25 protein-coding genes and 1 pseudogene are annotated in these 25,428 nt (G+C 69.9%); 5 read left to right on the forward strand and 21 right to left on the reverse strand.

Going from position 1 to position 25,428, the window contains the following annotated elements:
- Nucleotides 1-76: 76 nt before the first annotated feature.
- Nucleotides 77-1,363: a PucR family transcriptional regulator gene (locus tag NNI01S_RS15950; RefSeq protein ID WP_063020879.1), complete on the reverse strand. Its 1,287-nt coding sequence runs from the start codon at nucleotides 1,361-1,363 to the stop codon at nucleotides 77-79.
- The gene (locus NNI01S_RS34540; RefSeq protein WP_157114817.1) at nucleotides 1,360-1,500 is read right to left on the reverse strand and encodes a hypothetical protein; all 141 of its coding nucleotides are present in this window, start codon (nucleotides 1,498-1,500) and stop codon (nucleotides 1,360-1,362) included. The genes NNI01S_RS15950 and NNI01S_RS34540 overlap by 4 nt, the downstream gene beginning before the upstream one ends.
- A 25-nt stretch (nucleotides 1,501-1,525) precedes the next feature.
- Between NNI01S_RS34540 and NNI01S_RS15955 the strand changes: the two genes are divergently transcribed.
- Nucleotides 1,526-2,452: an AMP-binding protein gene (locus NNI01S_RS15955; protein ID WP_063020880.1), complete on the forward strand. Its 927-nt coding sequence runs from the start codon at nucleotides 1,526-1,528 to the stop codon at nucleotides 2,450-2,452.
- Between the two features lie 245 nt (nucleotides 2,453-2,697).
- Here the strand turns inward: NNI01S_RS15955 and NNI01S_RS15960 are convergent, their stop codons facing one another.
- Nucleotides 2,698-3,453, reverse strand: coding sequence for a ZIP family metal transporter (locus NNI01S_RS15960; protein WP_063020881.1), 756 nt, complete (start codon nucleotides 3,451-3,453; stop codon nucleotides 2,698-2,700).
- A gap of 140 nt (nucleotides 3,454-3,593) precedes the next feature.
- Nucleotides 3,594-4,406 (reverse strand): class I SAM-dependent methyltransferase, encoded by an 813-nt coding sequence (locus NNI01S_RS15965; RefSeq protein WP_084488826.1) that lies wholly within the window; start codon nucleotides 4,404-4,406, stop codon nucleotides 3,594-3,596.
- A 72-nt stretch (nucleotides 4,407-4,478) separates the two neighbouring features.
- Between NNI01S_RS15965 and NNI01S_RS15970 the strand changes: the two genes are divergently transcribed.
- On the forward strand, nucleotides 4,479-5,069 hold the full coding sequence (locus tag NNI01S_RS15970) for a TetR/AcrR family transcriptional regulator (protein WP_063020883.1): 591 nt from the start codon (nucleotides 4,479-4,481) through the stop codon (nucleotides 5,067-5,069).
- Between the two features lie 163 nt (nucleotides 5,070-5,232).
- On the opposite strand, the gene NNI01S_RS15975 is transcribed toward NNI01S_RS15970, so the two are convergent.
- From NNI01S_RS15975 to NNI01S_RS16005, 6 genes are all read right to left on the reverse strand, one after another.
- On the reverse strand, nucleotides 5,233-6,216 hold the full coding sequence (locus NNI01S_RS15975) for an alpha/beta hydrolase (RefSeq protein WP_439956135.1): 984 nt from the start codon (nucleotides 6,214-6,216) through the stop codon (nucleotides 5,233-5,235).
- Nucleotides 6,217-6,711: 495 nt separating this feature from the next.
- A complete protein-coding gene (locus NNI01S_RS15980; RefSeq protein ID WP_063020884.1) occupies nucleotides 6,712-7,335 on the reverse strand; it encodes an NAD(P)-dependent oxidoreductase in 624 nt (207 codons plus the stop codon).
- Entirely contained in the window at nucleotides 7,335-7,775 is a 441-nt protein-coding gene (locus tag NNI01S_RS15985; protein WP_063020885.1) for an SgcJ/EcaC family oxidoreductase, read from the reverse strand. The genes NNI01S_RS15980 and NNI01S_RS15985 overlap by 1 nt, the downstream gene beginning before the upstream one ends.
- Nucleotides 7,772-8,212 carry an SDR family NAD(P)-dependent oxidoreductase gene (locus NNI01S_RS35710; protein WP_084488827.1) on the reverse strand — a complete coding sequence of 147 codons (441 nt, stop codon included), beginning with the start codon at nucleotides 8,210-8,212 and terminating at the stop codon, nucleotides 7,772-7,774. The genes NNI01S_RS15985 and NNI01S_RS35710 overlap by 4 nt, the downstream gene beginning before the upstream one ends.
- Nucleotides 8,209-8,847 carry an SgcJ/EcaC family oxidoreductase gene (locus tag NNI01S_RS33615; RefSeq protein WP_084488828.1) on the reverse strand — a complete coding sequence of 213 codons (639 nt, stop codon included), beginning with the start codon at nucleotides 8,845-8,847 and terminating at the stop codon, nucleotides 8,209-8,211. The genes NNI01S_RS35710 and NNI01S_RS33615 overlap by 4 nt, the downstream gene beginning before the upstream one ends.
- A gap of 192 nt (nucleotides 8,848-9,039) precedes the next feature.
- On the reverse strand, nucleotides 9,040-9,669 hold the full coding sequence (locus NNI01S_RS16005; RefSeq protein WP_063020961.1) for a VOC family protein: 630 nt from the start codon (nucleotides 9,667-9,669) through the stop codon (nucleotides 9,040-9,042).
- Between the two features lie 189 nt (nucleotides 9,670-9,858).
- On the opposite strand from NNI01S_RS16005, the gene NNI01S_RS16010 reads away from it, so the two are divergent.
- The 3 genes from NNI01S_RS16010 to NNI01S_RS16020 all read left to right on the forward strand — a co-directional run bounded on the left by NNI01S_RS16010 (nucleotide 9,859) and on the right by NNI01S_RS16020 (nucleotide 13,219).
- Entirely contained in the window at nucleotides 9,859-11,556 is a 1,698-nt protein-coding gene (locus NNI01S_RS16010) for a GMC family oxidoreductase N-terminal domain-containing protein (RefSeq protein ID WP_063020886.1), read from the forward strand.
- A 52-nt stretch (nucleotides 11,557-11,608) separates the two neighbouring features.
- Entirely contained in the window at nucleotides 11,609-12,097 is a 489-nt protein-coding gene (locus NNI01S_RS16015; RefSeq protein ID WP_218019209.1) for a GNAT family N-acetyltransferase, read from the forward strand.
- Nucleotides 12,098-12,634: 537 nt separating this feature from the next.
- Nucleotides 12,635-13,219 (forward strand): NAD-dependent epimerase/dehydratase family protein, encoded by a 585-nt coding sequence (locus NNI01S_RS16020; protein WP_063020888.1) that lies wholly within the window; start codon nucleotides 12,635-12,637, stop codon nucleotides 13,217-13,219.
- A 6-nt stretch (nucleotides 13,220-13,225) separates the two neighbouring features.
- Here the strand turns inward: NNI01S_RS16020 and NNI01S_RS16025 are convergent, their stop codons facing one another.
- The 11 genes and pseudogenes from NNI01S_RS16025 to NNI01S_RS36540 all read right to left on the reverse strand — a co-directional run.
- Nucleotides 13,226-14,359 (reverse strand): MarP family serine protease, encoded by a 1,134-nt coding sequence (locus NNI01S_RS16025; RefSeq protein WP_245676198.1) that lies wholly within the window; start codon nucleotides 14,357-14,359, stop codon nucleotides 13,226-13,228.
- A 150-nt stretch (nucleotides 14,360-14,509) separates the two neighbouring features.
- Nucleotides 14,510-17,218, reverse strand: a complete 2,709-nt coding sequence (locus NNI01S_RS16030; RefSeq protein ID WP_063020890.1) for a fumarate reductase/succinate dehydrogenase flavoprotein subunit — start codon at nucleotides 17,216-17,218, stop codon at nucleotides 14,510-14,512.
- Nucleotides 17,215-17,955, reverse strand: coding sequence for an ABC transporter ATP-binding protein (locus NNI01S_RS16035; protein ID WP_063020891.1), 741 nt, complete (start codon nucleotides 17,953-17,955; stop codon nucleotides 17,215-17,217). The genes NNI01S_RS16030 and NNI01S_RS16035 overlap by 4 nt, the downstream gene beginning before the upstream one ends.
- Complete coding sequence (locus NNI01S_RS16040; protein WP_084488829.1) at nucleotides 17,952-18,809, reverse strand: ABC transporter permease; 858 nt, start codon at nucleotides 18,807-18,809, stop codon at nucleotides 17,952-17,954. The genes NNI01S_RS16035 and NNI01S_RS16040 overlap by 4 nt, the downstream gene beginning before the upstream one ends.
- The gene (locus NNI01S_RS16045; RefSeq protein WP_063020892.1) at nucleotides 18,806-20,233 is read right to left on the reverse strand and encodes an ABC transporter substrate-binding protein; all 1,428 of its coding nucleotides are present in this window, start codon (nucleotides 20,231-20,233) and stop codon (nucleotides 18,806-18,808) included. The genes NNI01S_RS16040 and NNI01S_RS16045 overlap by 4 nt, the downstream gene beginning before the upstream one ends.
- Before the next feature lie 12 nt (nucleotides 20,234-20,245).
- Nucleotides 20,246-20,473, reverse strand: a complete 228-nt coding sequence (locus tag NNI01S_RS16050; protein WP_039797742.1) for a 4Fe-4S dicluster domain-containing protein — start codon at nucleotides 20,471-20,473, stop codon at nucleotides 20,246-20,248.
- Entirely contained in the window at nucleotides 20,474-21,229 is a 756-nt protein-coding gene (locus NNI01S_RS16055) for a GntR family transcriptional regulator (RefSeq protein ID WP_063020893.1), read from the reverse strand.
- Nucleotides 21,230-21,465: 236 nt separating this feature from the next.
- Nucleotides 21,466-22,461, reverse strand: a complete 996-nt coding sequence (locus tag NNI01S_RS16060; RefSeq protein ID WP_063020894.1) for a 1-aminocyclopropane-1-carboxylate deaminase/D-cysteine desulfhydrase — start codon at nucleotides 22,459-22,461, stop codon at nucleotides 21,466-21,468.
- On the reverse strand, nucleotides 22,458-23,069 hold the full coding sequence (locus tag NNI01S_RS16065) for a QsdR family transcriptional regulator (protein WP_245676181.1): 612 nt from the start codon (nucleotides 23,067-23,069) through the stop codon (nucleotides 22,458-22,460). Before NNI01S_RS16065 ends, NNI01S_RS16060 begins: the two co-directional genes overlap by 4 nt.
- A 46-nt stretch (nucleotides 23,070-23,115) precedes the next feature.
- A complete protein-coding gene (locus tag NNI01S_RS16070) occupies nucleotides 23,116-24,909 on the reverse strand; it encodes an acyl-CoA dehydrogenase (protein WP_063020896.1) in 1,794 nt (597 codons plus the stop codon).
- A gap of 300 nt (nucleotides 24,910-25,209) precedes the next feature.
- Nucleotides 25,210-25,367, reverse strand: a pseudogene (locus tag NNI01S_RS36540) (cysteine synthase family protein); the annotation flags it as partial.
- Between the last annotated feature and the right edge of the window lie 61 nt (nucleotides 25,368-25,428).

A 25,428-nucleotide genomic window follows, 5' to 3' on the forward strand; every position in this document is an offset into this window, starting at 1 on the left:
GCAGCTCCCTGAGCACGCCCGGAGAGGCGCAGCGGGCCCGCGGCACACGACCGGAGCACGGAGAGCCGCGGTGAACTCACGCCGTGTCCGGTCGTGGAGCCGGCGGTCCGTACCAGTGGCAGATCACCAGGGCGAGTTCGACGTCGAGCCGGTCTTCGGTGATGGGCTTGCCGCGTCGCGCGATGGCGCGGCCGACGCGGTATTTCACCGAGTTGGCGTGCAGGCCGAGTTCCGTGGCGGCCGCTTTGTAGCTCGATCCGGTGCGCAGGAACACCTGGAGTGTCTCGCGGAGCCGGGCGTCGCTGTCGGTGTCGCGGGCCAGGTCGCCGAGCACCTCGCCGACCCACTCCCGGACTTCGGCCCCCTGGCCGCCGAGCAGGGCCGCCACCGGTAATCCGGGATCGCCGGCGGCGACGACACGGTCTCCGGCGTCTCCTCGCGCCAGCGCGACCGAGCGTGCGCTCTTGGCCAGGTGATGTGACCGGCGGAATCCCGCGACGCCGGGAGCCATCGCGCCGATGGCCATCCGCGGCGCATCGCCCAGCGCGGCCGCGAAACCGCGCAGCCCTGCGATCGCGCCGGGCTGCGCCGCGCGGTACGGCAGCCAGGCCCAGCCGCTCAGTTGATCGTCGGCGACGAACAGGGGAGTCGCATCGCTTCCCGCGGGTTCGGCCGAGCCGCGGACGAACCGCTGCAACCGGCCGAGTTCGTCGCCGTGCGCGCCCGGGTCGGGATACCAGACGATGAACGCCAAATGGTGCCACCGCAGCGGATAGTGGATCTTCTCAGTGGTGGCGTCGACATCGACGGCCGTCCTGCCCTCCAATATCTCGCGCACACCCAGCGCGCGGACACTGTTGCGCGTTTCCAGCCACTGCTCGCGCTCGCCTTCGTACACCGCGACGACTTGCTGGATCATTCGGTCGAGGTACTCGAACAGCCGCGTGGCGATGACCCGGCCGATGAGGAATCGATCGGCCGGCGCGATATCGGCGGCCTGCAGTTCGGCGAAGACGTGTTCGGTCGCCAGCCGCTGGCCGACGTGATACGCCCGGACCAGGGCGTTGAGCGGGACGCCGTGCTGGGCCAGCCGTCTGGTGTACTCGCCGGCTGCCGCGGGCAGGTCGATGCGCGCGGCGGGGATGTCGTGGCGCAGCGCGTGCAGCATGGTGGAGACATTGCCCTGCACGCTGGCCCCGAGCAGATCGACGGTATGGACGTCCGCGCGTAATTCGAATATTTCTGCCTCGAGGCCGTGATGGATACTCGCGCTGATGTCCGTCACCCGCTCGTTCATGCGGGCGGCGATATAACCGACAAAACGGTCGATCTCGACAGCGCGGTCGCGACGAGAATTCGTCACCAGCCGATCGTAATTGCCTCGTCGACGCCATTGCGACGAATCACGAGGCCGATATTGTCCTCCGGCGACAACACCGGCGAAGAAATTGAGCGTTGAACGACGGTGGCGCGCCCGGCCGCGCTTTCTACCGTTGTCATCGAACCCCAACGCCGAGGAGATCGCATGACGCTTTCGACCCTCCCGGACCGTCGCGCCGAAGCCGCCCCGGACGCACCTGCCCTCGCCGATGACGGCACCGAACTGAACAACCGCGAATTCCTGGCCGCCGTCCAGCGGGCCGCCTCCGGTCTGCGCACCGCGGGCGTCACGACCGGTGACGTGGTCGCGATCATGCTGCCCGGCGCCGTCGACCTCGTGGTGTCGCTGTTCGCAACCTGGCGTCTGGGCGCCGCGGCCGCCGTGATCGACCCGATGGCGGCCGACGCGGAAGCGGGCCGCCGGATAGCCGACGCCGGTCCCGGGGTCCTGGTCGCCGCCACGCGCCCCGCGGGCGTCGACCCCTCGGTTCCGGTCGTCTCGCCCGGCGCGGGCGAACGCTATGTCATCGAACCGGCGCGGCCCGGTGCGGAGGCGCTGGCGCTGATCACCTACGGCGGCGGCGACCGAGCGATGCTCGACCACCGTCATCTCGGGGCCATGTGCCAATTGGTGATCAAGGTACTCGCCCTCACCGACGCCGACCACAGTCTGTCGACCCTGCCGATGCCGCAGATATGCGGCATCTTGCTGGGCGCGTTGTCGCCGCTGGCCGTCGGGGGCCGCGCCACCATGGCGGGCCCCCTGGGCCCGAGGTCGTTCCTGGAGCGGATCGAGCGGGTCCGGCCCACCTACTCCTCGTCGGTCCCGAGCCTGTACGCGGCGCTGTCCGAGCTGCCCGGCCGGATGCGGGCGGATACCTCGTCGGTGCGCTTCGCCCTCTGTTGCGCGGCGCCGGCCCGGGTCGACCTGCGCACCAGGTTCCAACACCGCTACGGGATACCGATCATCAACGGATACGGGTTGCAGGAGGTCATCGCGCGAGCGCACGCCATGCGATCACCGGCGGCGACAGAACGGGAACCGCGCAGCAGATCCGTCGCGTCGCGCTGAACCCGTGGTCCGGCAGCCCGGCGCACACCCGGGCAGGGGTGCCTGCGGCGTCGAAGTAGCCACCGGTGGGGCCGTCGGGCCCCACCTGCGCCATGCGCACGATGATCTCGGCACCTTGCTGCACGGTTTGCAGGCCGCTGTTGCCGATCCGGTGATCTATGTTGCTGTCATGCCGGCCGACGCCAACTCCTGGAGGGGGCCCGAGTCAAGTCGGCGTCTGTACCGAAAGTGATTGCGACGCAACGCTAATGGTCGAGCTGGGACAGGGCGAAGGCGGTGAGGAAACCGGACACCGTAATCAATCCCACCCACAGATGGGCGTTTTCGAACGCCTCCGGGATCATCGTGTCGGTGATCATGGCCAGGATCGCGCCGGCGGCCAAGGCGGTGATGGCGGCCGGCACGGCGGGCTTCGCGTCACCGAGCAGGCCGTAACCCGCCATCGCCGCGACACCGCTGATCATCGCTATACCGCCCCACAGGCCGAAGACGTACCGCTGGTGGCGGTGGGCGCGGCGCATACCGGCCGCGCTGGACAAGCCCTCGGGAATGTTGCTGATGAACACTGCGGCCACCGTGACGGCGCTGACGGCTTTGCCGCCGAGCAGGCTCGTCCCGATGACGATGGACTCCGGTACGCCGTCGAGGAGGGCGCCCAGCGCGATGGCCGTACCGGAGCCGGACTGTTCAGACTCGCTGGGCTGCTGGTCGCCCGAGCGCTTGCGGTGCCGGGCGCCGCGGCGGGCGAGGGCGAGATTGGCCACGGTGTAGATCACCGCACCGGCCACCGCGCCCAGTGCGGTGGGCGGCAATCCAGCGCGCTCGTGCGCCTCGGCGATCAACTCGAACGACACCGCCGAGAGCAGCACCCCGCTGCCGAAACCCATCACGGCGGCCACGATCTTCGGCGGGATCCGGGCGAAGAATCCCACCAAAGCGCCTATCAGCAAGGCGGATCCGGCCAGCAATCCCCACCCGCCCGCAGTCCACAACCCTGACACCCGACCGTCTCCTCACTGCTCGGAACGCGTCGGCCGGCCCGGATCGCCGCCGGCCACCTGTCGGAGCTACCCGCGCCTGCCCGGGCGGAAACGGGGCGCTGGAGTCGTGGCGCGCGACTACCGCCGCGTCCCGCCTGGCGTCAGGGTGCGCCGGTGCGCGTCGCGATGATCGCCACGGTCGTGTAGGGCAGGGTGAAACTGCCGCCCATCGCGTCGATCGCGGAGCCGACGCCCTCGAGCACTTGCGTCAGCGCGTCCTGGGGCAGGCGGGTGAGTGAGCCCTGGGTGGGCAGCTGATCGAGCCACTCGTCACGGGTGTAGATCCGCTCCCACGAGAAACCCGACTCCGAAGGGTCGCCGAACCGGCCGCTGTCCCGGATGCCGTCGGCCGTTGCGGCGAATATCGGCCGGTACCCATCGAGGGCTCGCACGTTCGGCGGCGCGCTGAACGGCGAGCCGGGCGCCACCCGCCGGTACACCGCGCCGAACGCTTCCGCCACGTCGGCGGGGAGTTGGAACACATGCCAGAACGTGGCGAGCAGGCCGCCGGGGCGCAGAACCTCCGCCGCCTTGGCCGCACCGGCGACGGGATCGACCCAGTGCCAGGCCGTTCCCGCGATCACCGCGTCGAAGACGCGATTTCCGCTGTCCCAGGCTTCGAAGGTCGCCTCATCGACCTCGAGTCCGCGCCGCCGCGCGAAATCCGCCATCCGCGGATCCGGTTCGACGCCCAGCACCGTGCAACCGGCTGCTCGGAACTGCCGGGCTTCGACACCGGTGCCGCACCCGACGTCCAGCACCGCGCGTCCGGGACAGGCGGAGACGATCTGGTCGACCATGGCTTGCGGGTAGCCGGGCCTGGTGCGGTCGTAGCGTTCGGGGTCCACGCCGAAGGACTCGGCGACCTGCCGGTGCCGGTGTGGCGTTTCCCCGGGCGAAGGTAAAGTGGGCATGCGCCCACCTTAAATGGGCAAGCGCCCACTCCACAACGGGACGGGCCCGATCGACTCGAAAGGAAGGCTGGTATGCCCACGGGAGTGGCCCTCCGCGACGTGCGTGAGCAGCTGTTCGACGCGGCCGAACGGATCCTGCTGCGAGACGGGCCGAGCGCGCTGACCAGCCGGGCGGTCACCACGGAGGCCGGTTGCGCCAAAGGCGTACTGCACCGGCACTTCTCCGACTTCGACGACTTCCTCGCGCAATTGGTGAGCGCTCGTATCGCCGACATCGAACGGCGGGCCGCCGACCTGTGCGAATCCGCCGGGAGCGGCGGGGTGGTCGAGCAGCTCACCGCCGCGTTGACCGACGTGTTCGGACCGGTCACCACGGCCGTCGTCAGCTTGATCACCTTCCGCGACGAATTGCGCGCCCGCCTGCGCCGGACCAGGCCGACCGGCGTCCCGGTCCTGGCGGAGGCGACGGCCATGATCGCCGGCTACCTCGGCGCCGAACGCGACCTCGGCCGGATCACCGCCACCGCCGACGTCGACGTCCTGGCCCCGACTTTGATCGGGACCGCGCACCTGCTGTTCGCCGACCGGGAGGCGGGCCCGCCCCGGCGCGAGACACTCGACGGCGCGGTGCGCGCGGTCGTCGCGGGCGTGCTGTCGAGCTAGGTCGCCAACCGGAAACGTCGCGGACGAACTGGTGGAGTTCGAGCACCGGCGGACGGTCCACGGCATCGACCGGGGCACCGGGCTGTGCGGCATATCGAGCGAGCGGAGGCGATCACCGCCCGCTGTCACGCATTGCGCCGGGATACCTGCGGGCGGGAGGCGGTCAGTGTGCGCCGAGCGCGTCGAGGATCATCGGGCGCGCCGTCGCGAGCGCTTGCTGCCAGTAGGGCCAGGTGTGCGTTCCGTCCATGACGTCGATGCGGGCGGTGATTCCCAGCGCCGCGAGCCGATCCCGGAACATCTGCGCGGCCGCCGTCGTCATCGTCTCGAGGCCCATCGCGTTCACGGTGTTGCCGACGCCGAAAGGTAGGTCGGGCGGGCCCGGCAGGCCGTTGCCGGTGGAGACGTACATCGGCAGTCCGCGCAGCAGTTCCGCCTGCTCGGTGGCGTCGTTACGGCTCCAGGCGGGATCGCCGACCGGCCCCCACATGTCGTCGAGATTGAAGTTGCCCTCGTCCCACATGGCCGCGCGCATTGCTTCGTTCCAGAGCGGGAATGTCGGGTGCAGGAATCCGGAGAAGGATCCGGCGAACCGGAACTGGTCGCGGTGGTGGGCCGCCAGCGTGAGGGCGGCGTTGCCTCCCATGGAGGCTCCGACGATGGCGTTGTTGGTGCGCGATACGCCGTACCGCTGCAGGTAGGCGGGGAGTTCCCGGGTGAGGAAGGTCTCCCATTTGTACGTCGTCTCCTGCCCGTTGGTACTGCTCGGGCGGTACCAGTCGGTGTAGAAGCTCGAGTGGCCGCCGACCGGGAACACCAGGGTGACGTTGTCGTCCGCGAACTGGCGCAGGGCGTCGGTATCGGTCGTCCACTGACTGTGGTCGGCGGGTGCACGCAGGCCGTCGAGCACGTAGAGCGCAGCGCTCCCGCCGCGGGCCGCCCACTGGACCTGCACTTTGATCGGTCCCATGCTGGACGGCACGGAGAGGTCCGTGTAACCGCCCGCCCTGGCCCGCGATATCGGCGTGTGAATCGGCGCGGCGGTGGCCACGGACGCGCCGAACGACGACATGAACACGGCTGCCGCCACGGCTGCGCCGGCCTTCCTGATGATTCGCTGCTTTCCGGATCGCGCTACCGCGCCCACGCGCGTACCTCCTACCGTGTTCGGTCACCGGGAATTCCGATTCGTTTGTCGCCGAGAGCGAGTCGCAGTCTCGGCACTCGGGTCCGCTGCACCCGGGATCGGCAAGAACATCCTAGGTGCGCCGAAGCGGGTCCCCAGCGCAGTCACAGTCAGGTGTGGGAAGCCCGGACCCGGCGTGCCGAGTGGTACGGGCAGCTCCTGGTATCGGGCGGCCGGTGCTGCCTTCCGGCAACGTCGGTGAGCGACCTTGCCAGATGGTAGCCCGAAAAACTGCTCACGACACGCCTGTGGCGCTGCGCGACGATACGGCGTGTCGCCGACCGCTCCCGTCGCTCCGGAACGACGCGCTCGAGGCGACGTGCACATCCGATTCCCACGCCTTCGATGCCCGCTTCCCGATTCCCCACGCATTTCGGGCACGTGCGGACAGCGCCGTTTCTTTGCGCGGTGGGGTAGTCCACGGCGGTTCACTTGCCTACCTCAGTGGTGCCGCGATCAGGACGAGAGGGCGACCACGGACCGGTAGGTGTACGGGTCGTAGATGGCGTCGAGGAGGTAGTCGGCAAGGTTCGCCCGTGCCGTGCGCGGCCCGACTTTCCGGCGCGCACCCGGCGAGACGCGCGGCCTGCCGCCTGCGGGTGCGTCGGTCAATCGCGTGGGGCGGACGACTGTCCAGCACAGATCACTCTGTGCGAGCAGGTTTTCCATGCGGGTCATATCGGCGTAGGTATACCGCATGACGCCGCGCAGGGCGGCGGTGAGGAGCTTGGTGCCCGGTCCCGCGTCCGCCGGAACGTCCAGCGCCGCCGAGGAGCTCACCAGAAGCCGCGCGTCCGGCCGCACGGCGGCGATGACCTCGGCGGTCGCGGTGGAGTAGACGGCGGTGGGGCCGTGCCCGGTCGCGCCGAGTGCGGAGATCACCGCGTCGTGGTCGTCGAGCACTCCGGCCAGTGCGCCCGGAGCGCAGGGGTCGGCCGTGACGACGGTCGCCCCCCGCGCGGGGGCCGCGGTGGTGGCCGGGCGGACGATGGCGGCGACGCGATGACCTCGGGCCAGGGCTCGGTCGACCACCATGCGGCCGGTGCGGCCGGTGGCGCCGAGAACCGCGATGGCGGCCATCAGTGCACCGCGGGACGGGTGGCGGGCTGAGACCGGAACGACACCGCTTCCATGAGCGGTTTGCGCTTCGTCTTCTGCACGGCCGCGATGCGCCACTGCCCGTCGGTGTCGCGGACGACGGTGTAGGTGGCGAGTTTGCCCAGCTTCCTCGGCTCTCGTTTCGAAGACTCGCCGCGGGTCAGTACGACCGCGGCATCCGTTCCATAGCAACGGATTTCGAGAATGTCGACGGCCAACCGCGTGCCCTTCAGGAAGCTGTCGAACAAGGCTTGGTGCGCACGGCCGATCTCTGCACCGCCGTGGTAGACGGTGCCGACATAGGTGACGTCGGTGGCGTCGGCGGTGAAGCAGGCGCCGTAGGCGGCGCCGTCGCCGGCATTCCAGGCGTGCCTGCTGCGCTCGATGAGGGCGCGGATGGCGGCGGTGTCGGTGGCGGTCATTGTGCTCTCCTTCGATCGGCCAGCAGGGCCAGGGCGGTCCGGCGGGGGAACAGCCGCAAGGCGGCGGTGAGTGCCCGGTTGAGCGGGCTGGTGGATACGACGGGGCCGGCATCGCCGGACAACGCTTTCCGCGCGCGTTCGGCCACCTGCTCGGGCGTCTGGATCAGCCAGGGCGGCACGTCGGTGGCGGTCTGCGAGGTAGTGGCGGTGACGCCGGGACACGAGGCCAGCACCCGCACGCCGCGTGATCGCTGTTCGTGCCAGAGGGTTTCGGACTCGGCGGTGAGACTGTCGTGCCCGTCGCCGAGTTCGGCGATCAGGGTGTCGAGCCGCTCGGCTCCGCGCGCCACGACGGTCACCGAATAGCCCTGCGCGGCAAGCATTATCGCGAGCGCGCGCCCGATTCCCGCACTGGCGCCGGTCACCAGGGCCTTCATCGTTCGGCTTCCGGCTTCGTCGCCGGGTCGAACAGGAACGAGACGCGCTCCATGACCGGCTGCCGCTTCGTGTTGTGGAAACTCGCGATCCGCCACCGGCTGTCGGCTTCCCGGACCAGCGTGTAGGTCTGCGTCTTGGACAGCTCCGCCGGGCGCTCGTCCTCGTAGCGGTCGCCACGGCTGGTGACGATCGCGACGTCGTCACCGAAGAAGCGCACGCCGAGGAAGGAGTCGACGAGTCCGGTTCCCTTCAGGAATCCCGTGAACAACGCGCGGTGCGCCTCGGTCAAATCACGACGGCCCGCGTAATGGGTGCCGAGAAACGTGGTGTAGGTGGCGTTCTCGGTGAAGGTCGCGCCGAACGCGTCGGCGTCGTTGCGGTCCCAGGCCGCGGTCATGGTGGCGATGGTTTCGCACACTGCCCGCAGATCGTCGGCGCTGCCGCCGTCGGCGGTGACCTGCGTGCACTCGGCGACGCCTGCGGCGTGGACGCCGGAGGCCTGATTCAGCCACAGGTATCCGCCACCGGCGACGACACCCAGCGTCAGCGTGGCGGCCCCGAGCGCGCGCAATACGGTGCGGCGCCGCTTCTTGTCCGGCCTGGCCGGTTCGGTGTCGGTGATGGCCGACGTCATGGGATACCCCTTCCACTTTTATCTGCCTAGAAGATTCATCTTCTAAGAAGATTTCTCTTCGCTGGAGAAGAGAATATGGAGGGTGGTGGTCCGTGTCAACCGCTTACCGACACCATGGGGCTGCCAGGACAGTTGTCCGGCCGGCTCGGGATGGTGTGGTCCCGAGCGGACGGACCGGCCGCGGAACCGGGTTCAGATGGCGGTCTCCCAGGCGAACCCGTCCGGATCGGCGAATGCCCCGACGGTGCTGTTGAAGGCGATCCGGTGCGTCCCGGCTCCCTCCGGCGAGACGCCGGCGTCCTTGGCGGCGGCGCGGCGCCCGTAGAGCGCCAGCTTGATCGACGCGGGCGGCGCGGTGAACTCGACGTACTTGCTGCCGAAGCTCTTCGCCACGGCCAGGCCGCGGTCGATGTAGAACTGCTTGGTCGCCTTGACGTCGTCGACCCCGAGGAGGACCACGAAATCGTCGACCGCACGGGTCGCCGGGCCGGTGTCCTTCTTCGACGACGTCGCGATCTTCCAGATCGCCCCGTCCGGCGCCTGGACGACACCGCCGTAGCCCCAAAAGCTCTTTTTTGCGGGCTTCAGCGTTGTCGCGCCCGCGTCGAGCGCACTGCCGACGAGGCTGTCGACGGTGCTCGGCTGAGACACCACCAGCGACAGGATGTAGCCGCGGAATCCGGTGGTCGGCGCTTCGGACGCGCGGACGCGCACCCGGTCGCCCAGTTCGAACGCGGCGGCGTAGAACGCCTCGGCGGCGGCGGGGTCGGGCGTTTCGAGGATGACGGATTCGATAGCGGTTCGATCAGTGGTGAGGTTCATGCCAGCCACGCTAATTGCCGGGCATTGGGCAGCGCTTCTCGATTCCTGACCGGTGTGCTCGGGAGTAACCACCGGGGGTCCCGGCCGGTTGCCCGCTTCCGGGAGCGAGGGGGAAGATGGCCGGAAATCTCGATATCGCGTCCGTATCTCTCGTCCGGCCTGCGGGTTTGCCGCCATACGCTCGAGCGCATGGACAGCCACTACGACGTGCTCGTCATCGGTTCCGGCTTCGGCGGCAGCGTCGCCGCACTGCGCGCGACCGAGAAGGGATACCGGGTCGGCGTGCTCGAGGCGGGCCGGCGCTTCGCCGACCACGAGTATGCGAAGAACTCCTGGCATCTGCGCGAGTACCTGTGGGCGCCGAAATTCGGCTGCTACGGCATCCAGCGGATGACCTTGCTCAACGACACCTTCATCATGAGCGGGAGCGGCGTCGGGGGCGGGTCGCTGGTGTACGCCAATACGCTGTACGAGCCGCCGGAGAAGTTCTACCGCGACAGGCAGTGGGCGCACATCACCGATTGGCGCGACGAACTGGCGCCGTACTACGACCAGGCCAAGCGGATGCTCGGCGTCACGGAGAATCCGGCGACCACGCCGTCCGACCGGATCCTGCGCGAAGTCGCGCAGGATATGGGCATCGGCGACAGCTACTGCCGCACGCCGGTCGGAGTGTTGTTCGCGGACAACGACTCCCGGCCGGGCCGGCAGGTCGCCGACCCGTTCTTCGGCGGAGCCGGACCGGCGCGCTCGACCTGCACTCACTGCGGTGAATGCATGACCGGCTGTCGGCACGGCGCGAAGAACACCCTGGTGAAGAATTACCTCTACCTGGCCGAAAAGGCCGGGGCCACGGTGCATCCGCTGACCACGGTGACGGACGTGCGGCCGCGACCGGAGGGTGGCTACGAAGTGCGGACGGAACGCACCGGCCGGTGGGTGCGCAAGCGTGCGCGGACGTTCACCGCGGACCAGGTGATCTTCGCGGCCGCCGCGCTCGGGACCCAGAAGCTGCTGCACCGGTTGCGGGAGAACGGCAGCCTGCCGCATGTCTCGCCGCGGTTGGGTCATCTGGCGCGGACCAATTCCGAAGCGGTGCTCGCCGCGCGGTCGCTGCGCAAGGACACCGACTTCACCATGGGCGTCGCGATCACCTCGTCCATCCACCCCAACGAGCACACCCACATCGAGCCGGTGCGCTACGGCAAGGGCAGCAATGCGATGAGTTTGCTGGCCACCGTGCTCGTAGACGGGCAGGAAGGCAAGGCCCGCTGGTGGCTGGGCGTGCGCGAACTGATCGCGCACCGCCGCCACCTCGTTCGGCTGCACAGCCCCCGCCGCTGGTCCGAGCGCATCATCGGGGTGCTCGTCATGCAGAACGTCGACAACTCGATCGTCACCTATACCAAGCGGGGCGTGTTCGGCAGGCGCATGACGACCAAGCCGGGCGCGGGCGACGCGCCGCCGACCTGGATTCCGGAGGGCCACGAGGTGACCAGGCGGATCGCCGAGAAGATCGGCGGTCTGCCGCAGGGTGGCTGGACCGAACTGATGAACATCCCGATCACCGGGCACTTCATCGGCGGCTGCGCCATCGGCGACTCGGCCGAGACGGGTGTCGTCGACCCGTATCACCGGGTCTACGGGTACTCCGGCCTGCACATCACCGACGGCTCGACGATTTCGGCGAACCTGGGTGTGAATCCCTCGCTGACCATCACCGCCCAAGCCGAACGCGCCATGGCGCTGTGGCCGAACAAGGGCGAGGACGATCCGCGCCCGCCGCTGGGGACGACCTACCGCAGGCTCGCGCCGATCGAACCGAAGAACCCGGTCGTCCCGGTCGCCGCGCCCGGCGCACTGCGACTGCCCATCACACCGGTCTGAGCAGCGGGAAATTCGGTAGTGCGCGGCCGATCCGGGTGACAGGATCGGCGCTGTGCCCGCCCATGTCACCCTCGAACCGCTCGACGAGCAGTGCCTCACCGATCTGCTCCACGCGGCGGTGGCGGACGCGCAGCCGGGCGAGGTGATGCCGGTCGAGGGGCCCGGCGACGGCTGGGATACCGAGCGGGAAGCGCGCTTCCTGGCGTTCCACCGAAGCCGCGCGCTGGCCGCTCCGCCGGTGGAGGCGACCTACGGCATCCGAGTGGGTGGCGAGGTGATCGGCGCGGCACGACTGTGTCCGCTGCCCATTAACCCCCGCGCCGCCGAGGCGGGAGTATGGATCGGCCGCTCCCGGCGGGGTTCCGGCATCGGAACCGCGGTGTTCGCCGCCTTGATCGAGCGGGCAACCGCCGAGGGCTACACGAAGCTGTTCGTGAGTACGACGACGGACAACACCGCCGTACTGCGTCTGCTGGCCGCGCGCGGCATCGAATACACGGTGGACGGCATCGAGGCCACCGCCTGGATACCCTGCGACTGAACAAATGCCCGCGCGAGCGCGACCGGCTGCCTCCGCCATCCCGACGGGGACGATCGAACCGGTTCGGGGGCACCGGCCAGGCAGCAGGTCCCGAAGTTCCAGTCCCGAAGCCGGCGCTGTACGTGACCGACCTGCGCGAAGGCAGGCTCCCGACCGCCGGTAATCCCCTCCATGACCGCCCGGGCCCGACGACCCTGATGGTCCGCCACCGAAGAACGCACACCCCCAGCACACCCGGCCACGTCTTTCAAGCGAAGCGAGACCGATGGACCGGAGATCGGAGGCCGTGCGCGACGGAGCCCGTAACGAATGTTCGAACCACTCTCACGACCAATCCTGTGCCGACTGACCTGACGTGGACAGCCGAGACCGCATGCACCGTGTCGGACCATCAGCTCCACGCGCGCCCAGCGCACCCCGACCACGTCTTCCGAGCGAAGCGAGACCGAGCATCCGCCGTTCGCGGCCCGGCGCGCACACGCGAGCCACAAGGGGGCCGCGAACACGCAGCGCCGCAGGCGCTGCAGAATAAACACCGTGCGCATCTTCCTGGCCGGCGCGACCGGCGTGATCGGAGTCCGCTTGCTTCCGCTGCTCGTCGAGGCGGGACACGAGGTCGCGGGGATGACCAGGTCGGCCGCCAAGGCCGATCAGGTGCGGGCGGCGGGGGCCGAACCGGTGGTGTGCGATGTCTACGACGCCGACGCCCTGACCGCCGCCGTGGTGCGGTTCGGAGCCGACATGGTGATGCATCAGCTGACCGACCTGCCGGACGACGTCGCGCTGCTGCCGGAACGGGCCGAGGCGAACGCGCGCATTCGCACCGAGGGCACCCGCAACTTGATCGCCGCCGCGCGGGCGGCCGGAGCGAAACGTTTTCTCGCGCAGAGCATCGCGTGGGAACCGCCCGCGGGCCGGGGCGGGGTGATCCAGGAGCACGAGGCGGCCGTGCTCGACTTCGACGGTGTGGTGGTGAAGTACGGCCAGTTCTACGGTCCGGGCACCTATTACGAGACCGAACTGCCCACGCACCCGCGCGTGCACGTCGACGACGCCGCGGAGCGGACGATTCCGCTGCTGGACGCCTCGAGCGGAGTGGTGATCGTCGCTGACGCCTCCTGACGCCGGTCAGGAGGCACAGGGGCCGGTGTCGACCGGCCGGTCGGACCACCACGCGTGGTCGAGCCGATCGAGCACCTCGGGCAGGCTCGTGGCGAACCCGACATTGCTGTTGTTCTCGTCGACGCCGAACACGATGGCCAGTACGCGGCCGTCGCGGTCGACCAGCGGCCCACCCGAATTGCCGTGCTGGATAGCGCCGTCCAGGGTGTAGATCTCGCGTTCGCCGAGACCGGTGCGGTAGATGTCGCGCACCTGGCGTGCGGCGCGGCTGCGCACCCGGGTGGCGGACGCGGTGTAGGAGCCGCCCCTGGGATAGCCGAGCGCGATCGCGTCGGCGCCGGGAGCGGCGGGTCGGGGGGCGACCGTGAGGGCGGGCGCGGCGAGACCGGGGACGGCGAGCACCGCGATGTCCATGGTCGGATCGAACTGCACGACGGCCGCGGTGAGCGGTCCGGCGGCGGTGTCGACGGAAACCTTGCTGGAGCCGGCGACGACGTGTGCGTTGGTCAGCACTCGCTCCGGCGCGATGACGAACCCGGAACCGGATTGGCGCACGCCGCAGGTCGGCGCGAGGTCTTGCACCCGCAGTACGCTCGGCCGCAGTTCGGCGGGCATCGGGCCCTCGACGATGCCCGGATCGGGCGGCGCGAGGGGGCGGCCGATGCCCGCGTCCACGATCGGCCCGGTGAGCACCTCGGACAGTCCGGACAGCCAGAACGGCGCGACGCCGTCGACGGTCCGCACGGTCGTGGAATCACGCACCAGCGCGGCCGATTCCAGCGGTCCGGCGAACAGCCACACCACCAGCGGAACCGCGAGCGCATGAACGAGGCACCCGCAGAGGGCGTCGGCGCGCTGCGCGACCGGGCCGGAAACCGCCGCGCGCGCGGCTCGTCCGGCCCGGTGCCCGGCGACCGCGCCGAACACGACCATTCCGGCGATCACCGTCAGCGCGAGCAGGAGCCGCACGGCGCCCGGGGGGAGCTGACCGAGCGACGCGGCCGAGACCGCCGCACCGAGGATCGCCCCGGCCAGGCCACCCGCGAAACCGGGCAGTCCCACGATCGCGCCGCGGCGCCAGCCGAGCACCGCGGCGACCGCGAGGGCGGCGAGCACGGCGAGATCCAGCCAGTTCGGCACGGTCAACGCCACACTCCCGTCGCTGCTGATGGAGACGGCGACGGACTCGTCGGCCGTACCGTCACCACCCGGCTATACCCTGGTTAGCGCGTCGGCAACGGTCGAGCCGCTAATCTAATCAGCGATTCGAGCTGCGGCAACCAGGTCGCTCTACGCCGTGGGCTGGGTGGCCAGCGCCCGCCGGGCATACGCGCGCACATCGGCGTCGGTGTCGTCGATCGCGGCGCGCAGCGCGTCGTGCGCGGCAGGCAGGTCCGGCCACGCCGACAGCGACAGTACCGCTGCCTTGCGGACGTCCAGATGCGGGTCGTGCAGCGCCGCAGCCAGAATCGGCACCGCGAGATCCGGGTCGGCGCCGGCGAGTCCGCGGGCCGCGCCCTGCCGGATCTGCCAGGCCGAGTGGCGCAGGGCTGCGTCCAGCGCGGCGACGTCCGCGGGCGCGGCGCCCAACTGGGCGAACGAGGTCAGCGCCGCGGCGCGGACCAGCGGGTCCTGGTCGTCGCCGAGGTGACGGATCACCTCGGCCCCGCCGTCGCCGATGGCGGCCAGACCCTGAGCGACCGCGATCCGCACCTCCCGGTTGTCGTCGGTGGCCAGGGTGGCGACACCGTCGCGATCGTTCAGCGAGACCAGAGCGCGGACCGCCTCGATGCGGACGCGATGATCCCCGTCCGCCAGTGCGGCGCGATACTGCGCGGCTTCGCCCGCCCGCAGCGCGCGCAGCAGATCGATCACGGTGGACCGCACAACGGGATCCGCGGACCCGAGCCGGTCGGCGAGTCCCGCCGCCGAAGGCAGCACCTCGACGAGTTCACGCAGGCTGGCCGCGGCCGCGCGGCGGACCGAAGCCGCCTCGTCGTCCAACGCCTCACCCAGGGCGAGGGCGAAGCCCTCCGGCGTGTGCTCGGTCAGCACCGAGATCGCCGCCGCCCGCACGCCCGCGTCGGGATCCGTCAGATAGGCCGACAATTCGGCGACGGTGGGCTCATCGAGCGCGAGCAGCGCGACGATTCGGGGTGACGGGGGCGTGGCGGGCTGCGCGGAACCGGCTTCGGTCCGGTCGTGCTCAGCGACGACGCCGGTGTGCGGCGCACGGCCGACGAGCTGGTGCGGCTGGTGCACCGGCACCGCCTCGGCATCGGCCGAGGGCAGGTCGTCGAGCCCGGGCACGGGAACCAGGTACGGCGCCACCGGCCGCTTCAGGAACGACATGGTCCCGTCGGGGTTCTTGCGCAGGTTGAGGTGGTATCGCCATTCGACATCGTCGCGTTCGGGTAGGTCGGCGCGCTCGTGATAGAGGCCCCAACGGGATTCGGTCCTGGTCAGTGAGCTGCGGGCGGCCATCTCGGCGCAGTCGCGGATGAACGACACCTCCACCGCGCGCATCAGCTCGTGCGGGGTGCGCGCGCCGATGCCCTCGACCTCCGCGCGCATCCGGTCGAAGGTCTCCACCGCGATGGCCAGTTTGGTCGCCGTCTTGGGCGGCGCGACATAGTCGTTGACGAAACGCCGCAATTTGTATTCGACCTGTGGTTGCGGCGGCCCGTCCGGCTGACGTAGCGGCCGGTAGATCAGCTCGTGGGCCGCGGCCAGCTGGTCCTCGGGCAATTCGGCGGGCGCGGCGAGCTCCTCCAGGGTGGACGCCGCGTGCGCGCCGGCCAGATCGCCGAAGACGAACGCGCCGATCATGTAGTTGTGCGGCACGCACGCCAGATCGCCGGCCGCGTACAAGCCGGGCACCGTGGTGCGCGCGTGCTCGTCGACCCACACGCCGGAGGCGGAATGCCCACTGCACAGCCCGATTTCGGAGATGTGCATCTCGATGTCGTGGGTGCGGTAGTCGTGGCCGCGGTTGGCGTGGAAGGTGCCGCGAGTCGGGCGCTCGGTCGTGTGCAGGATGCCTTCGAGCGTGCTCAGCGTCTCGTCGGGCAGATGCGACACCTTGAGATAGATCGGGCCGCGAGCGGATTCGATCTCGCGCTTGACCTCGGCCATCATCTGACCCGACCAGTAGTCCGAGTCGACGAAGCGTTCGCCTTCGGCGTTGACCTGGTAGCCGCCGAACGGATTGGCGACGTACGCGCAGGCCGGGCCGTTGTAGTCCTTGATCAGCGGGTTGATCTGGAAACATTCGATGCCGCTGAGTTCCGCGCCCGCGTGGTAGGCCATCGAGTAGCCGTCGCCCGCGTTGGTCGGATTCTCGTAGGTGCCGTAGAGGTATCCGCTGGAGGGCAGCCCGAGCCTGCCGCACGGGCCGGTGGCGAGGATCACCGCTTTCGCGCCGACGGCTACGAATTCGCCGGTGCGGGTGTGCAGGGCGGCGGCGCCGACCGCGCGTCCGTTGTCGGTGAGCACGCGCACCGGCATGAGCCGGTTCTCGATGCGGATCTTCTCGCGCATCTTGCGCTGGCGCAGAACGCGATACAGCGCTTTCTTGACGTCCTTGCCCTCGGGCATCGGCAGCACGTACGAGCCGGAGCGATGCACCCGGCGCACCGCGTACTCGCCGTACTCGTCCTTCTCGAACTTCACGCCGTAGCGCTCCAGCCGCTGCACCATGGCGAAGCCGCGCGTGGCGGTCTGATAGATGGTGCGCTGGTCGACGATGCCGTCGTTGGCGCGGGTGATCTCGGCGACGTAGTCCTCCGGTTCGGCCTTGCCCGGGATCACGGCGTTGTTCACGCCGTCCATGCCCATGGCCAGCGCACCGGAGTGACGTACGTGCGCCTTCTCCAGCAGCAGGACGTTCGCGCCCTGCTCGGCGGCGGTGAGCGCGGCCATCGTGCCCGCCGTGCCGCCGCCGATGACGAGCACGTCGCAGTCCAGCCGAATCCGTTCCGACAGCGGCGGAATGTTCACAGTTTCTCCAGGATCTCGGCCTTCGTCGCGGACCGGTCGATCGCCTCGCGCGGGCTGGGCACCGGCACCAGCGCGCGCAGCGTGCCGCCGCCGAGCACGGCGATGCGGTCGTCGAGCAGCAGGGCCTCGTCGAGGTCGTGGGTGACGAAGACGATGGTGGTGGGGTGGGCGCGCCAGGTCTGGATCAGCAGGCGCTGCATGGTTTCCCTGGTCTGGGTGTCCAGTGCGCCGAACGGCTCGTCCATCAGCACGGCGCGGGGCGCGGCGGCCAGGCTGCGCGCCAGCTGCACGCGCTGGCGCATGCCGCCGGACAGGTCGCGCGGCAGGTAGTCGGCGTACCCGGTCAGCCCGACCTCGTCCACCCAATGCAGGGCGGTGGCTCTGCGTTCGGCGCGGGGCGTGCCGCGCAGGCGCAGGGCGAGCTCGATGTTCTGTCGCACGGTGCGCCACGGCAACAGCGCGTCGTCCTGGAACACCAGGGCGCGGTCGGCCGCGGGGCCGGTGACCGGGTCGCCGTCGGCGAGCACGGCTCCGCCTTCCGGCGCGCGCAGTCCGGCGATCGCGCGCAGCAAGGTGGACTTGCCGCACCCGGATTTGCCGACCACGACGAGGATTTCCCCCGGCGCGATCGACAGGTCGAGTTCGTCGAGCACCGGGTCGCCGCCGTAGGCGATCCGGACACCGTTGAGGCTCAGGCGCATTCCGGTCGATGCCGGTGCGTCGATCACTGTGGTCATGCTTCGACCTCCCTGGGCAGCCAGCGGGTGATGCGGCGACCGGCCAGCTCGACCAGCCCCGAAGTGGCGAAACCGAGGACTCCGATGGTGATCATGCCGACGAACACCGCCGGGTAGTCCACGATGGTGTAGGCCTGCCAGGTGCGGTAGCCGACGCCGAGACGGCCGGAGATCATCTCCGCGGAGATGAGGCAGATCCATGCGACGCCGACGCCGACGGACAGTCCGCTGAAGACGCCGGGCAGGATGCCGGGGAAAACCACTCGCGCGAGCACGTCCAGCCGGGACGCGCCGAGGGTGCGCACAGCGTCCTCCCAGATCGTTGGCAGGGCGCGCACCGCGTGCCTGGTGCTCACCAGCACCGGGAACAGCGACGCGGTGAAGGTGATGAACACGATCCCGGATTCGTCGCTGGGGAACAGCAGGATCGCGACCGGGACTAGGGCGATGGCCGGGATCGGCCGGACCAGCTCGGCCAGCGGGCCGAAAGTGTCGGCGAGCAGCCGTGACCGGCCCAGGCCGATGCCCGCGAGCACGCCGACCACCGCGGCCAGCCCGAAGCCGGTGACGATCCGGATCAGCGACTGCGCGATATCCAGGTAGTACTGGTCGGCGCGCAGCTGGGTGCCGAATTCGGCGACGATCTCGGTGACGGTCGGCAGCGTGTCGAAACGCAGGCCCGCCCGCACGTTGTTGACCGTGAGCAGCTGCCACAGTCCGACCGCGGCGGCGACCGAGGCCACCCGCAACAGGCGCGAGCGCCAGGCCGATCGCAACGCCGGCGTGGCCACCGATCGGGTGGCGGCGGGTTCGGCCGCGGCCCGCACTGCCGGCGCGGCGAGTTCGCTGGTCATCCGTGTACTTCCGTGACGGCCTGGTCGTAGGTGACCGGCGTGGCGGACGGATGCGCCTGGCGGTAGCGCTGCGCGGCCGGGGTGGTGGTGAAGGGCAGGTAGGCGGCGCCGTCGCGCAGCCAGATCGACTTGTCGGCGAACCAGCGCGTGCCCAGCTCGGTGTCCGGGACGTAGGCCGCGCGGATCGTCTTGCCCTGCGCCTTCGCGGCCTGGACCGCGCGCAGCAGGCAGGTCGGGTCGGCGGCGGGTTGCGGCTGCGGCGCACCGTCCAGCCATAGTTCGCCGGCCAGCGCGGGGTTCTCCGCGGCTCGACCGCAGACGGGGTCGGCGCCGGTGACCCGGGTCGGGTTGGCGGTGGCGGCCAGGTCACGGTCGTAGTCGCCGCGCCCGGTCTCCGCGTACGCCGTGCGCAGCGGCCCGTCGTCGACGAACCGGTCGATGTCCAGGTCCGCGAAGTCGCCGATCGACTTCAGATATGCCACATCGCCTTTGAGCGCCGCGATCAGGCTCGGCTTGAGCGTGGTGTCGAAACTCGTCCCGCCGGGGCCGTTGTAGAGGTACACCACTTCCTGCGGAAGCCCGGATCCGTCGGCGACGATCTTGGCGGCTTCGAACGGCTTCTGCTGCAGGAACTGGGTGGCGTCCAGCTGTGCGGCGAGGAACGCCTGGAGCACCTCCGGGTGCTCGGCGGCGTAGGCGCGCCGGGCCACCACGCCGTGGAAGGTCGGCACGCCGAGTTCGGCGCCGTCGTAGAGCAGCTTGGCCTTGTTCTGGAAGACGACCAAGCCCGGCCATGCGACGAACTGGGACAGCGCGCCCACCTGACGGGATTCCAAGGCGGTCGCGCCGACCTGCGGCTGCTGGTTGAGCACCTCGACGCCCTTCGCCGGGTCGATCCCGGCCCGCGACAGCGCCTGCACCAGCGTGCCGTGACCGGCCGAACCCACGCTGGCGGAGATCTTCTGCCCGGCCAGGTCGGCGATGCCGGTGGCCGCCGAATCGTTGGGCACGACGACCATGTTCAGCGCGCCCTTGGGGTTGTACCCGGTGACCGACACCAGCTCGGTGCGCGAGCGCTCGTTCACCTGGGTGCGGGAGCCGTTGATCAGCAGCGGGTAGTCACCCATCGAGCCGATGTCGATCTTCTCGGCCACCATCTGCGCGGTGATCGGCGCGCCGGTGTCGTAGTCCTGCCACTCGACCTGGTATTTCGCCCCGCCGTTGTCGGTGATCTTCTGCAGCCGCTGCTCGAGATAGCCCTGCGCGCGCAGCAGGGTGCCCGCGGTGACGGTGTTGATGGTCTTGGATTGGTAGCCGACGACCACCTTGACGGTGCCGGCCGGGGTGTCGTCGCTCTGCTCCAGCGAGCACCCGGTGAGCGCGAGCGCGGCGGCGAGCAGGACGGGGGCGAATTTCACTTTCATCGGTCTTCCAGATCAGCGGAGCAGGTAGGGCATGTTGACGGTGACAGCGCCGGTGGGGCAGCGGGCCGCGCAGGGACCGCAGTACCAGCACTCGTCCACATGCATGAAGGCCTTGCCGTTCTCGGGGTTGATGGCCAGGGAGTCGAGGGGGCAGATCTCGACGCACAGCGTGCAGCCCTGGATGCACAGCGACTCGTCGATGGTGACGGGGATGTCGGCGCGCTGGTTCACGAGTGCCATCTAGAGGACCTTCCATTCGGGGGTGCTGCGGGTCAGGCTGCCGCGCATGGTGATGCGGTCGCCGCGCATGCGGATGTACTCCAGATCGACCGGGCGGCCGTCGTCGAGCCGGGTCAGTCGTTCCAGCATCAGCAGCGGCGCGCCGCCGGGGACGTCGAGGGTGGAGGCGGTGTGCGGGTCGGCGGGCACGGCCTCCAAGGCGAGGTCGGCCGAGCCGAGCGAGTGGCCGCTGATGCGTTCCAGCAGCACGAAGACGTCGGTGTGCTCGAGGTCGTGGCCGAGAACCTCGGTGCCGATGTCGGGCGTCAGGTAGGTGAGGTCGAGGCTCAGCGGCAGATCGGCGAGGTAGCGCAGCCGCTCGAGGTAGACCACGCGCTCACCCGGGGCCAGGCCGAGCTTGCGCGCGACGGCGGGCGGCGCGGCGACGTGCATCGCCGCGCGCACCTCGTTGCGCACGGTGCCGTGGCCCTTGAACGTCTCCTGCAGGCCGAGCAGCGCGTCGAGCCCGTGATCGTATTTGCGGGTGGCCACCCGGGTGCCCACTTTGGGCGCCCGATCGATCAAGCCCTCGTCCTTCAACAGCGCCAAGGCGTCGCGGACGGTGTTGCGCGAGGCGCCGTACTCGGTGGCGAGTTCCTGTTCGCTCGGCAGCGCGCCGTCGAACGCGCCCGCGTGCAGTTGGTGGCGCAAGATGTCGGCCACCCGCCGCGCCTGATCGGCGCGCAATTGCCGCACCGGCGTGGGTTCCGCTGCCACTCTCTCCGCCTTTCCATCGCTGACCTGCACGAATAGCGACGATAACGGGATTGTGGCCGCGCGCTTTCCCGCGTCGGCGCGGGAAGAAATCAGGGGATGTTATTGCGCCGGGTGCCGCACGGCCCGACCTGGCGATATGCGCGGCTGTCCGGGCAATACGCCACGTCGGCTGCCGCCGGCCGGATTTCGATCACAGCGATTCGAAAGCGGGGTCGCGCGGTCCGCGCCCTACGGATCTACGGTCGCGGACCGTAAGTATTGAGAAACAGCACCGGTCCGTCGCCGAATACGCCGGACCGGTCCAGGGCCAGCAGCGCGGCGAGCGCTTTGGCGGTGTAGACGGTCTCCAGACGCAGTCCGGCCGGTTCGGCGCGCTGTGCGGCCTCCAAGGCGGAGGGCGTGGTGTGGCCGTAGCCGGGGCCGAGCCACTCGGTGGTCATCGTGACGTCCTCCGGCCGGAGCGCGGTCGGCGCGAAGCGTGCTCCGCGGGTGCGCAGCAGGCGCTCGGTGCGCCCGGCGAGCCGGACGATGTGCTTCGCGTCCAGGGGGAGCGTGTCGTTGACGACAACTCCGACGACGCGCGTACGCAGACCGGCCAGGCGCAGACCGAGTGCGAGGCCCGCGGCGGTGCCCCCCGATCCGACCGCGGTGACGATGTGGCCCGGCTCGGGCAGCTCGTGCGCCGCGATCTGTGCCGCGAGTTCGCACGCCACCTCGACGTATCCCAAGGCGCCGACCGGCGACGAGCCGCCCGCGGGCAGGAGGTACGGACGTCTGCCGCCCTGGACCCCGCGTAGATACAGCCATGGCGCCGCGAGGATCGTCCGCAGCTTGGTATGCGTGAAATACAAAGTGGCGCCGGAGTTCTCCAATCGCCGCAGTTGCCTGCGCACGTGGTCGTCGACCGGCTGGTCCACCAGGGCGAGCGCGGTATCGATGCCCTGGGCGCGGCCGTAGAGGGCGGTGGCGAGCCCCCAATTGGTTCCGGTGCCGCCGACCGTGAGGATGGTGCGCGCACCGCGTCGCCGTGCCTCCGGCAGCAGCCATTCCAGCTTGCGGACCTTGTTGCCGCCCCATCCGCCGTCGCCGTAGACGCTTTCGTCCTTGCACCACAGCTCGGCGGTGGTGTCGAGGTCGTACCGGCGGACGGGTGTGGGAGCGGTGCCGAGGCGGACGAACGGCAACGCATCGGCCACCTCCGGAAAGCGCGCGTGCAGCAGCGCCCCGGTCATGGCGTGGTCGCCTCGGGAATGCCCAGCAGCGCCGCCTGGACCTCGTGTAGCCGGTCGACGTCGCCGCGAATGCCCGCGACGCTGTCGTTGTACAGGAACGCCTCGCCGAGCCGGACCAGCGCGTAGGCCAGCAGCGCCGGTTCCAGCGGCGGGGTGTAGCCGTCCTCCTCCGCGGCGCGGATGATCAGCTCGCGGACGGTGCCGACCACCAGCGGTTGCACCGGTCCGTCGCCCGCGGTGAGAATGCGCAGCCCGGACAGCGGTTCGTTCTCGAAGTAGCGCCGGAACGGTTCGTTGTCGGTCATCCACCGGTTGACCCGGTACAGCACATCCAGGATGCGCCGCGCTCCGGTGGAGCGCCTGCGGGCATCGGCGCGGGTGAGCAGCGCCTCGAACTCCCCGGCCAGGACCGCACCGAGCACCCCGTCGCGGGAGCCGAACCAGCGGTAGACCGACGCGCGGCTGAGCCCCAGCTGTCCGGCGATCGCCTGGATGTCCACCCGTTCACCGGACAGGAACGCCCGGCGAGCATGCTCGATGACCTGTTCCCTGGTCGCGGAGGCCGGTCGGCCGGGAGGGCGAGTGGTCCGCTGGCTGGAATCGATCACCGCGGAATGATACATCTTCGAGACGGTGTATCGAAACGGGGTGTGTTCAGAACCAGGCGTCGCGCATCTGCAGGGTAGTACGGTCCAGCCGGGCGAGCAGATCCAGCGCCGGTGCGGTCTTGGGTAATTCGAAACGATAGAAGAACCGGGCCGCGTGCCGCTTCCCATCGTAGAAATCGCCGGAACGCTCCGCGGCCGCGAGGAATTGTTCGAGCCAGATCCAGGCCAGCACGGTGTGCCCGAACGCTTCCAGGTACACCGAGCTGTTGGCCAGCGCGGCCTCGATATCACCCGAGTCGAACAGACCCGCGGTCACCTCGACCAACCGCCGCCAGGCCGAATCCAGCTGAGCGGCGAGCTCGGCCGCCTCACCACCCGCCGCGCGTGCGGCGGTGATGGTCGCGTCGACCCGGGATCCGAGTGCGAGCAGACTGGCGCCACCCTGCTGGGTCACCTTGCGTCCCAGCAGGTCCAGGCCCTGGATGCCGTGCGTGCCCTCGTGGATCGGGTTGAGCCGGTTGTCCCGGTAGTGCTGCTCGACGTTGTATTCGCGGGTGTAGCCGTAGCCGCCGAGCACCTGGATGGCGAGGCTGTTGGCCTCCAGGCACCACTGCGAGGGCCAGCTCTTGGCGATCGGCGTGAGGATGTCCAGCAACAGGGTGACCGCGCGGCGTTCGTCCTCGGATTCGGCGGTGCGCTGCTCGTCGACCAGTCGCGCGCAGTAGAGCACCAGCGCCAGGGCGCCTTCGGCATAGGTCTTCTGGGCCAGCAGCATCCGCTTGACGTCGGCGTGCTCGATGATCGGCCGCTGCGGCGCGGACGGGTCGGCGGGGAGCTTGGCCCGGCCCTGCGTGCGCGTGCGCGCGTAGTCCAGCGACTCGAGGTAGCCGGTGTAGCCGAGCGCCGTGGCGACCAGGCCGACGCCGATGCGCGCCTCGTTCATCATGTGGAACATGTAGTTCAGTCCGCGATGCGCCTCGCCGACCAGGTAACCGACCGCGCCGGGCGCGCCGCCCGGCGTCCAGCGGCCCTCGCCGAAATTCAGCACCGTGTTGACGGTGCCGCGGAAGCCCATCTTGTGGTTGAGCCCGGCCAGTGCGACGTCGTTGCGCTCGCCGATCGCGCCGTCGTCGCCGACCAGGAAGCGGGGCACCACGAACAGGGAGATGCCCTTGGTGCCCGCGGGGCCGCCGGGGATCTTGGCCAGCACCAGGTGCACGATGTTCTCGCCGAGCTCGTGATCACCGCCCGAGATCCACATCTTGGTGCCGAACAGGCGGTACGTGCCGTCGTCCTGCGGTTGCGCGCGGGTGACGATGTCGGCCAGCGACGACCCGGCCTGCGGCTCCGACAGGCACATGGTGCCGAAGAAACGGCCCTCGAGCATGGGCGCGACGAACTTGTCGACGTGCTCGGGTCCGTGGGCGATGAGCAGATTCGCGTTGGCGACGGTGAGGAACGGGTAGCCCGCGGTACCGGGGTTGGCCGCCTGGAACCAGGCGGAGCTCGCCTGCGCGACGGTCGTGGGCAGCTGCGCACCACCGAGTTCGTAATCCATTGCGGCCGAGGGCAACCCGGCCTTGGCGAACGCGGCCAGCGCCTGGCCCACCTCCGGGATGATGGTCACGCGTTCGCCGTCGAAGGTGGGCTCGTTGGCGTCGTTGAGCTTGTTGTGCGGCGCGAAGTACTTGGTGGCGAGCTGCTCGCTGAGCTCGAGAACGGCGTCGAAGGTCTCTCGCGAGTGCTCGGCGTACCGCGCGCGCTTGGTCAGCTCCTCGACGTCGAGCCACTCGTAGAGCAGGAAATCGAGATCGCGCCGGGACAGCAAGGTCGACCGCATTCAGCCCGTCCTTTCGAGACATGTTCGACTTACTGTATCTTACGGGGCGGCGGCCGGATGTCTACAGGTGCCTTCCCCGCGGGACGATGATTGTCGGTACCACCTCGTCGGCATCGGCCGGCCATGCCGTGCTGTTCTCGGATTCGACCACACGAGCGGAATCCTCGCGCGCCCCGGTGCGGTCGCGCGTTCTCGGCGCCGGAGCAGGTCGTCTTCGCCGCCGGCTGATCGCGCGGTCCGGCGGGGTGGGTGAGGCCGTTGGCCGGCGGGCTCCGGCCGGTGTTCGCGGCCGGGGCATGGCCGAGCGGTCGCGAAGGCCGCCACATCGGTGACCTTCATGCCCTCGTCCAGCAGGGAGTTGTCGACGGCGGTGCCGATGGTAGCGCCCGGCGGGTGCCGGTGCCCGGCTGCCAGTACGGGCCGCCCGGCCCGTCGAAGGCGATCGACCCGACCGGCTCCGAGCGTGGTCGTCGACCTACCGGAGCTGTAGCAGCCGAGCGGGGCCGGGTTGCCCAAGGT

This window comes from Nocardia niwae NBRC 108934 = DSM 45340 (assembly GCF_001613465.1).
GTDB classification, from domain to species: Bacteria; Actinomycetota; Actinomycetes; order Mycobacteriales; family Mycobacteriaceae; genus Nocardia; species Nocardia niwae.

Coding starts and splice junctions, on each gene's coding strand:
- NNI01S_RS15985 (WP_063020885.1), bottom strand. CDS start 7,775: ATGACCGCCACCGACACCGCCGCCATCCGCGCCCTCATCGAGCGCAGC.
- NNI01S_RS16045 (WP_063020892.1), bottom strand. CDS start 20,233: ATGAAAGTGAAATTCGCCCCCGTCCTGCTCGCCGCCGCGCTCGCGCTC.
- NNI01S_RS15965 (WP_084488826.1), bottom strand. CDS start 4,406: ATGCCCACTTTACCTTCGCCCGGGGAAACGCCACACCGGCACCGGCAG.
- NNI01S_RS15970 (WP_063020883.1), top strand. CDS start 4,479: ATGCCCACGGGAGTGGCCCTCCGCGACGTGCGTGAGCAGCTGTTCGAC.
- NNI01S_RS15980 (WP_063020884.1), bottom strand. CDS start 7,335: ATGGCCGCCATCGCGGTTCTCGGCGCCACCGGCCGCACCGGCCGCATG.
- NNI01S_RS16040 (WP_084488829.1), bottom strand. CDS start 18,809: ATGACCAGCGAACTCGCCGCGCCGGCAGTGCGGGCCGCGGCCGAACCC.
- NNI01S_RS16050 (WP_039797742.1), bottom strand. CDS start 20,473: ATGGCACTCGTGAACCAGCGCGCCGACATCCCCGTCACCATCGACGAG.
- NNI01S_RS34540 (WP_157114817.1), bottom strand. CDS start 1,500: ATGACAACGGTAGAAAGCGCGGCCGGGCGCGCCACCGTCGTTCAACGC.
- NNI01S_RS15955 (WP_063020880.1), top strand. CDS start 1,526: ATGACGCTTTCGACCCTCCCGGACCGTCGCGCCGAAGCCGCCCCGGAC.
- NNI01S_RS16060 (WP_063020894.1), bottom strand. CDS start 22,461: ATGACCGGGGCGCTGCTGCACGCGCGCTTTCCGGAGGTGGCCGATGCG.
- NNI01S_RS16005 (WP_063020961.1), bottom strand. CDS start 9,669: ATGAACCTCACCACTGATCGAACCGCTATCGAATCCGTCATCCTCGAA.
- NNI01S_RS33615 (WP_084488828.1), bottom strand. CDS start 8,847: ATGACGTCGGCCATCACCGACACCGAACCGGCCAGGCCGGACAAGAAG.
- NNI01S_RS16070 (WP_063020896.1), bottom strand. CDS start 24,909: ATGCGGTCGACCTTGCTGTCCCGGCGCGATCTCGATTTCCTGCTCTAC.
- NNI01S_RS16010 (WP_063020886.1), top strand. CDS start 9,859: ATGGACAGCCACTACGACGTGCTCGTCATCGGTTCCGGCTTCGGCGGC.
- NNI01S_RS35710 (WP_084488827.1), bottom strand. CDS start 8,212: ATGAAGGCCCTGGTGACCGGCGCCAGTGCGGGAATCGGGCGCGCGCTC.
- NNI01S_RS16035 (WP_063020891.1), bottom strand. CDS start 17,955: ATGACCACAGTGATCGACGCACCGGCATCGACCGGAATGCGCCTGAGC.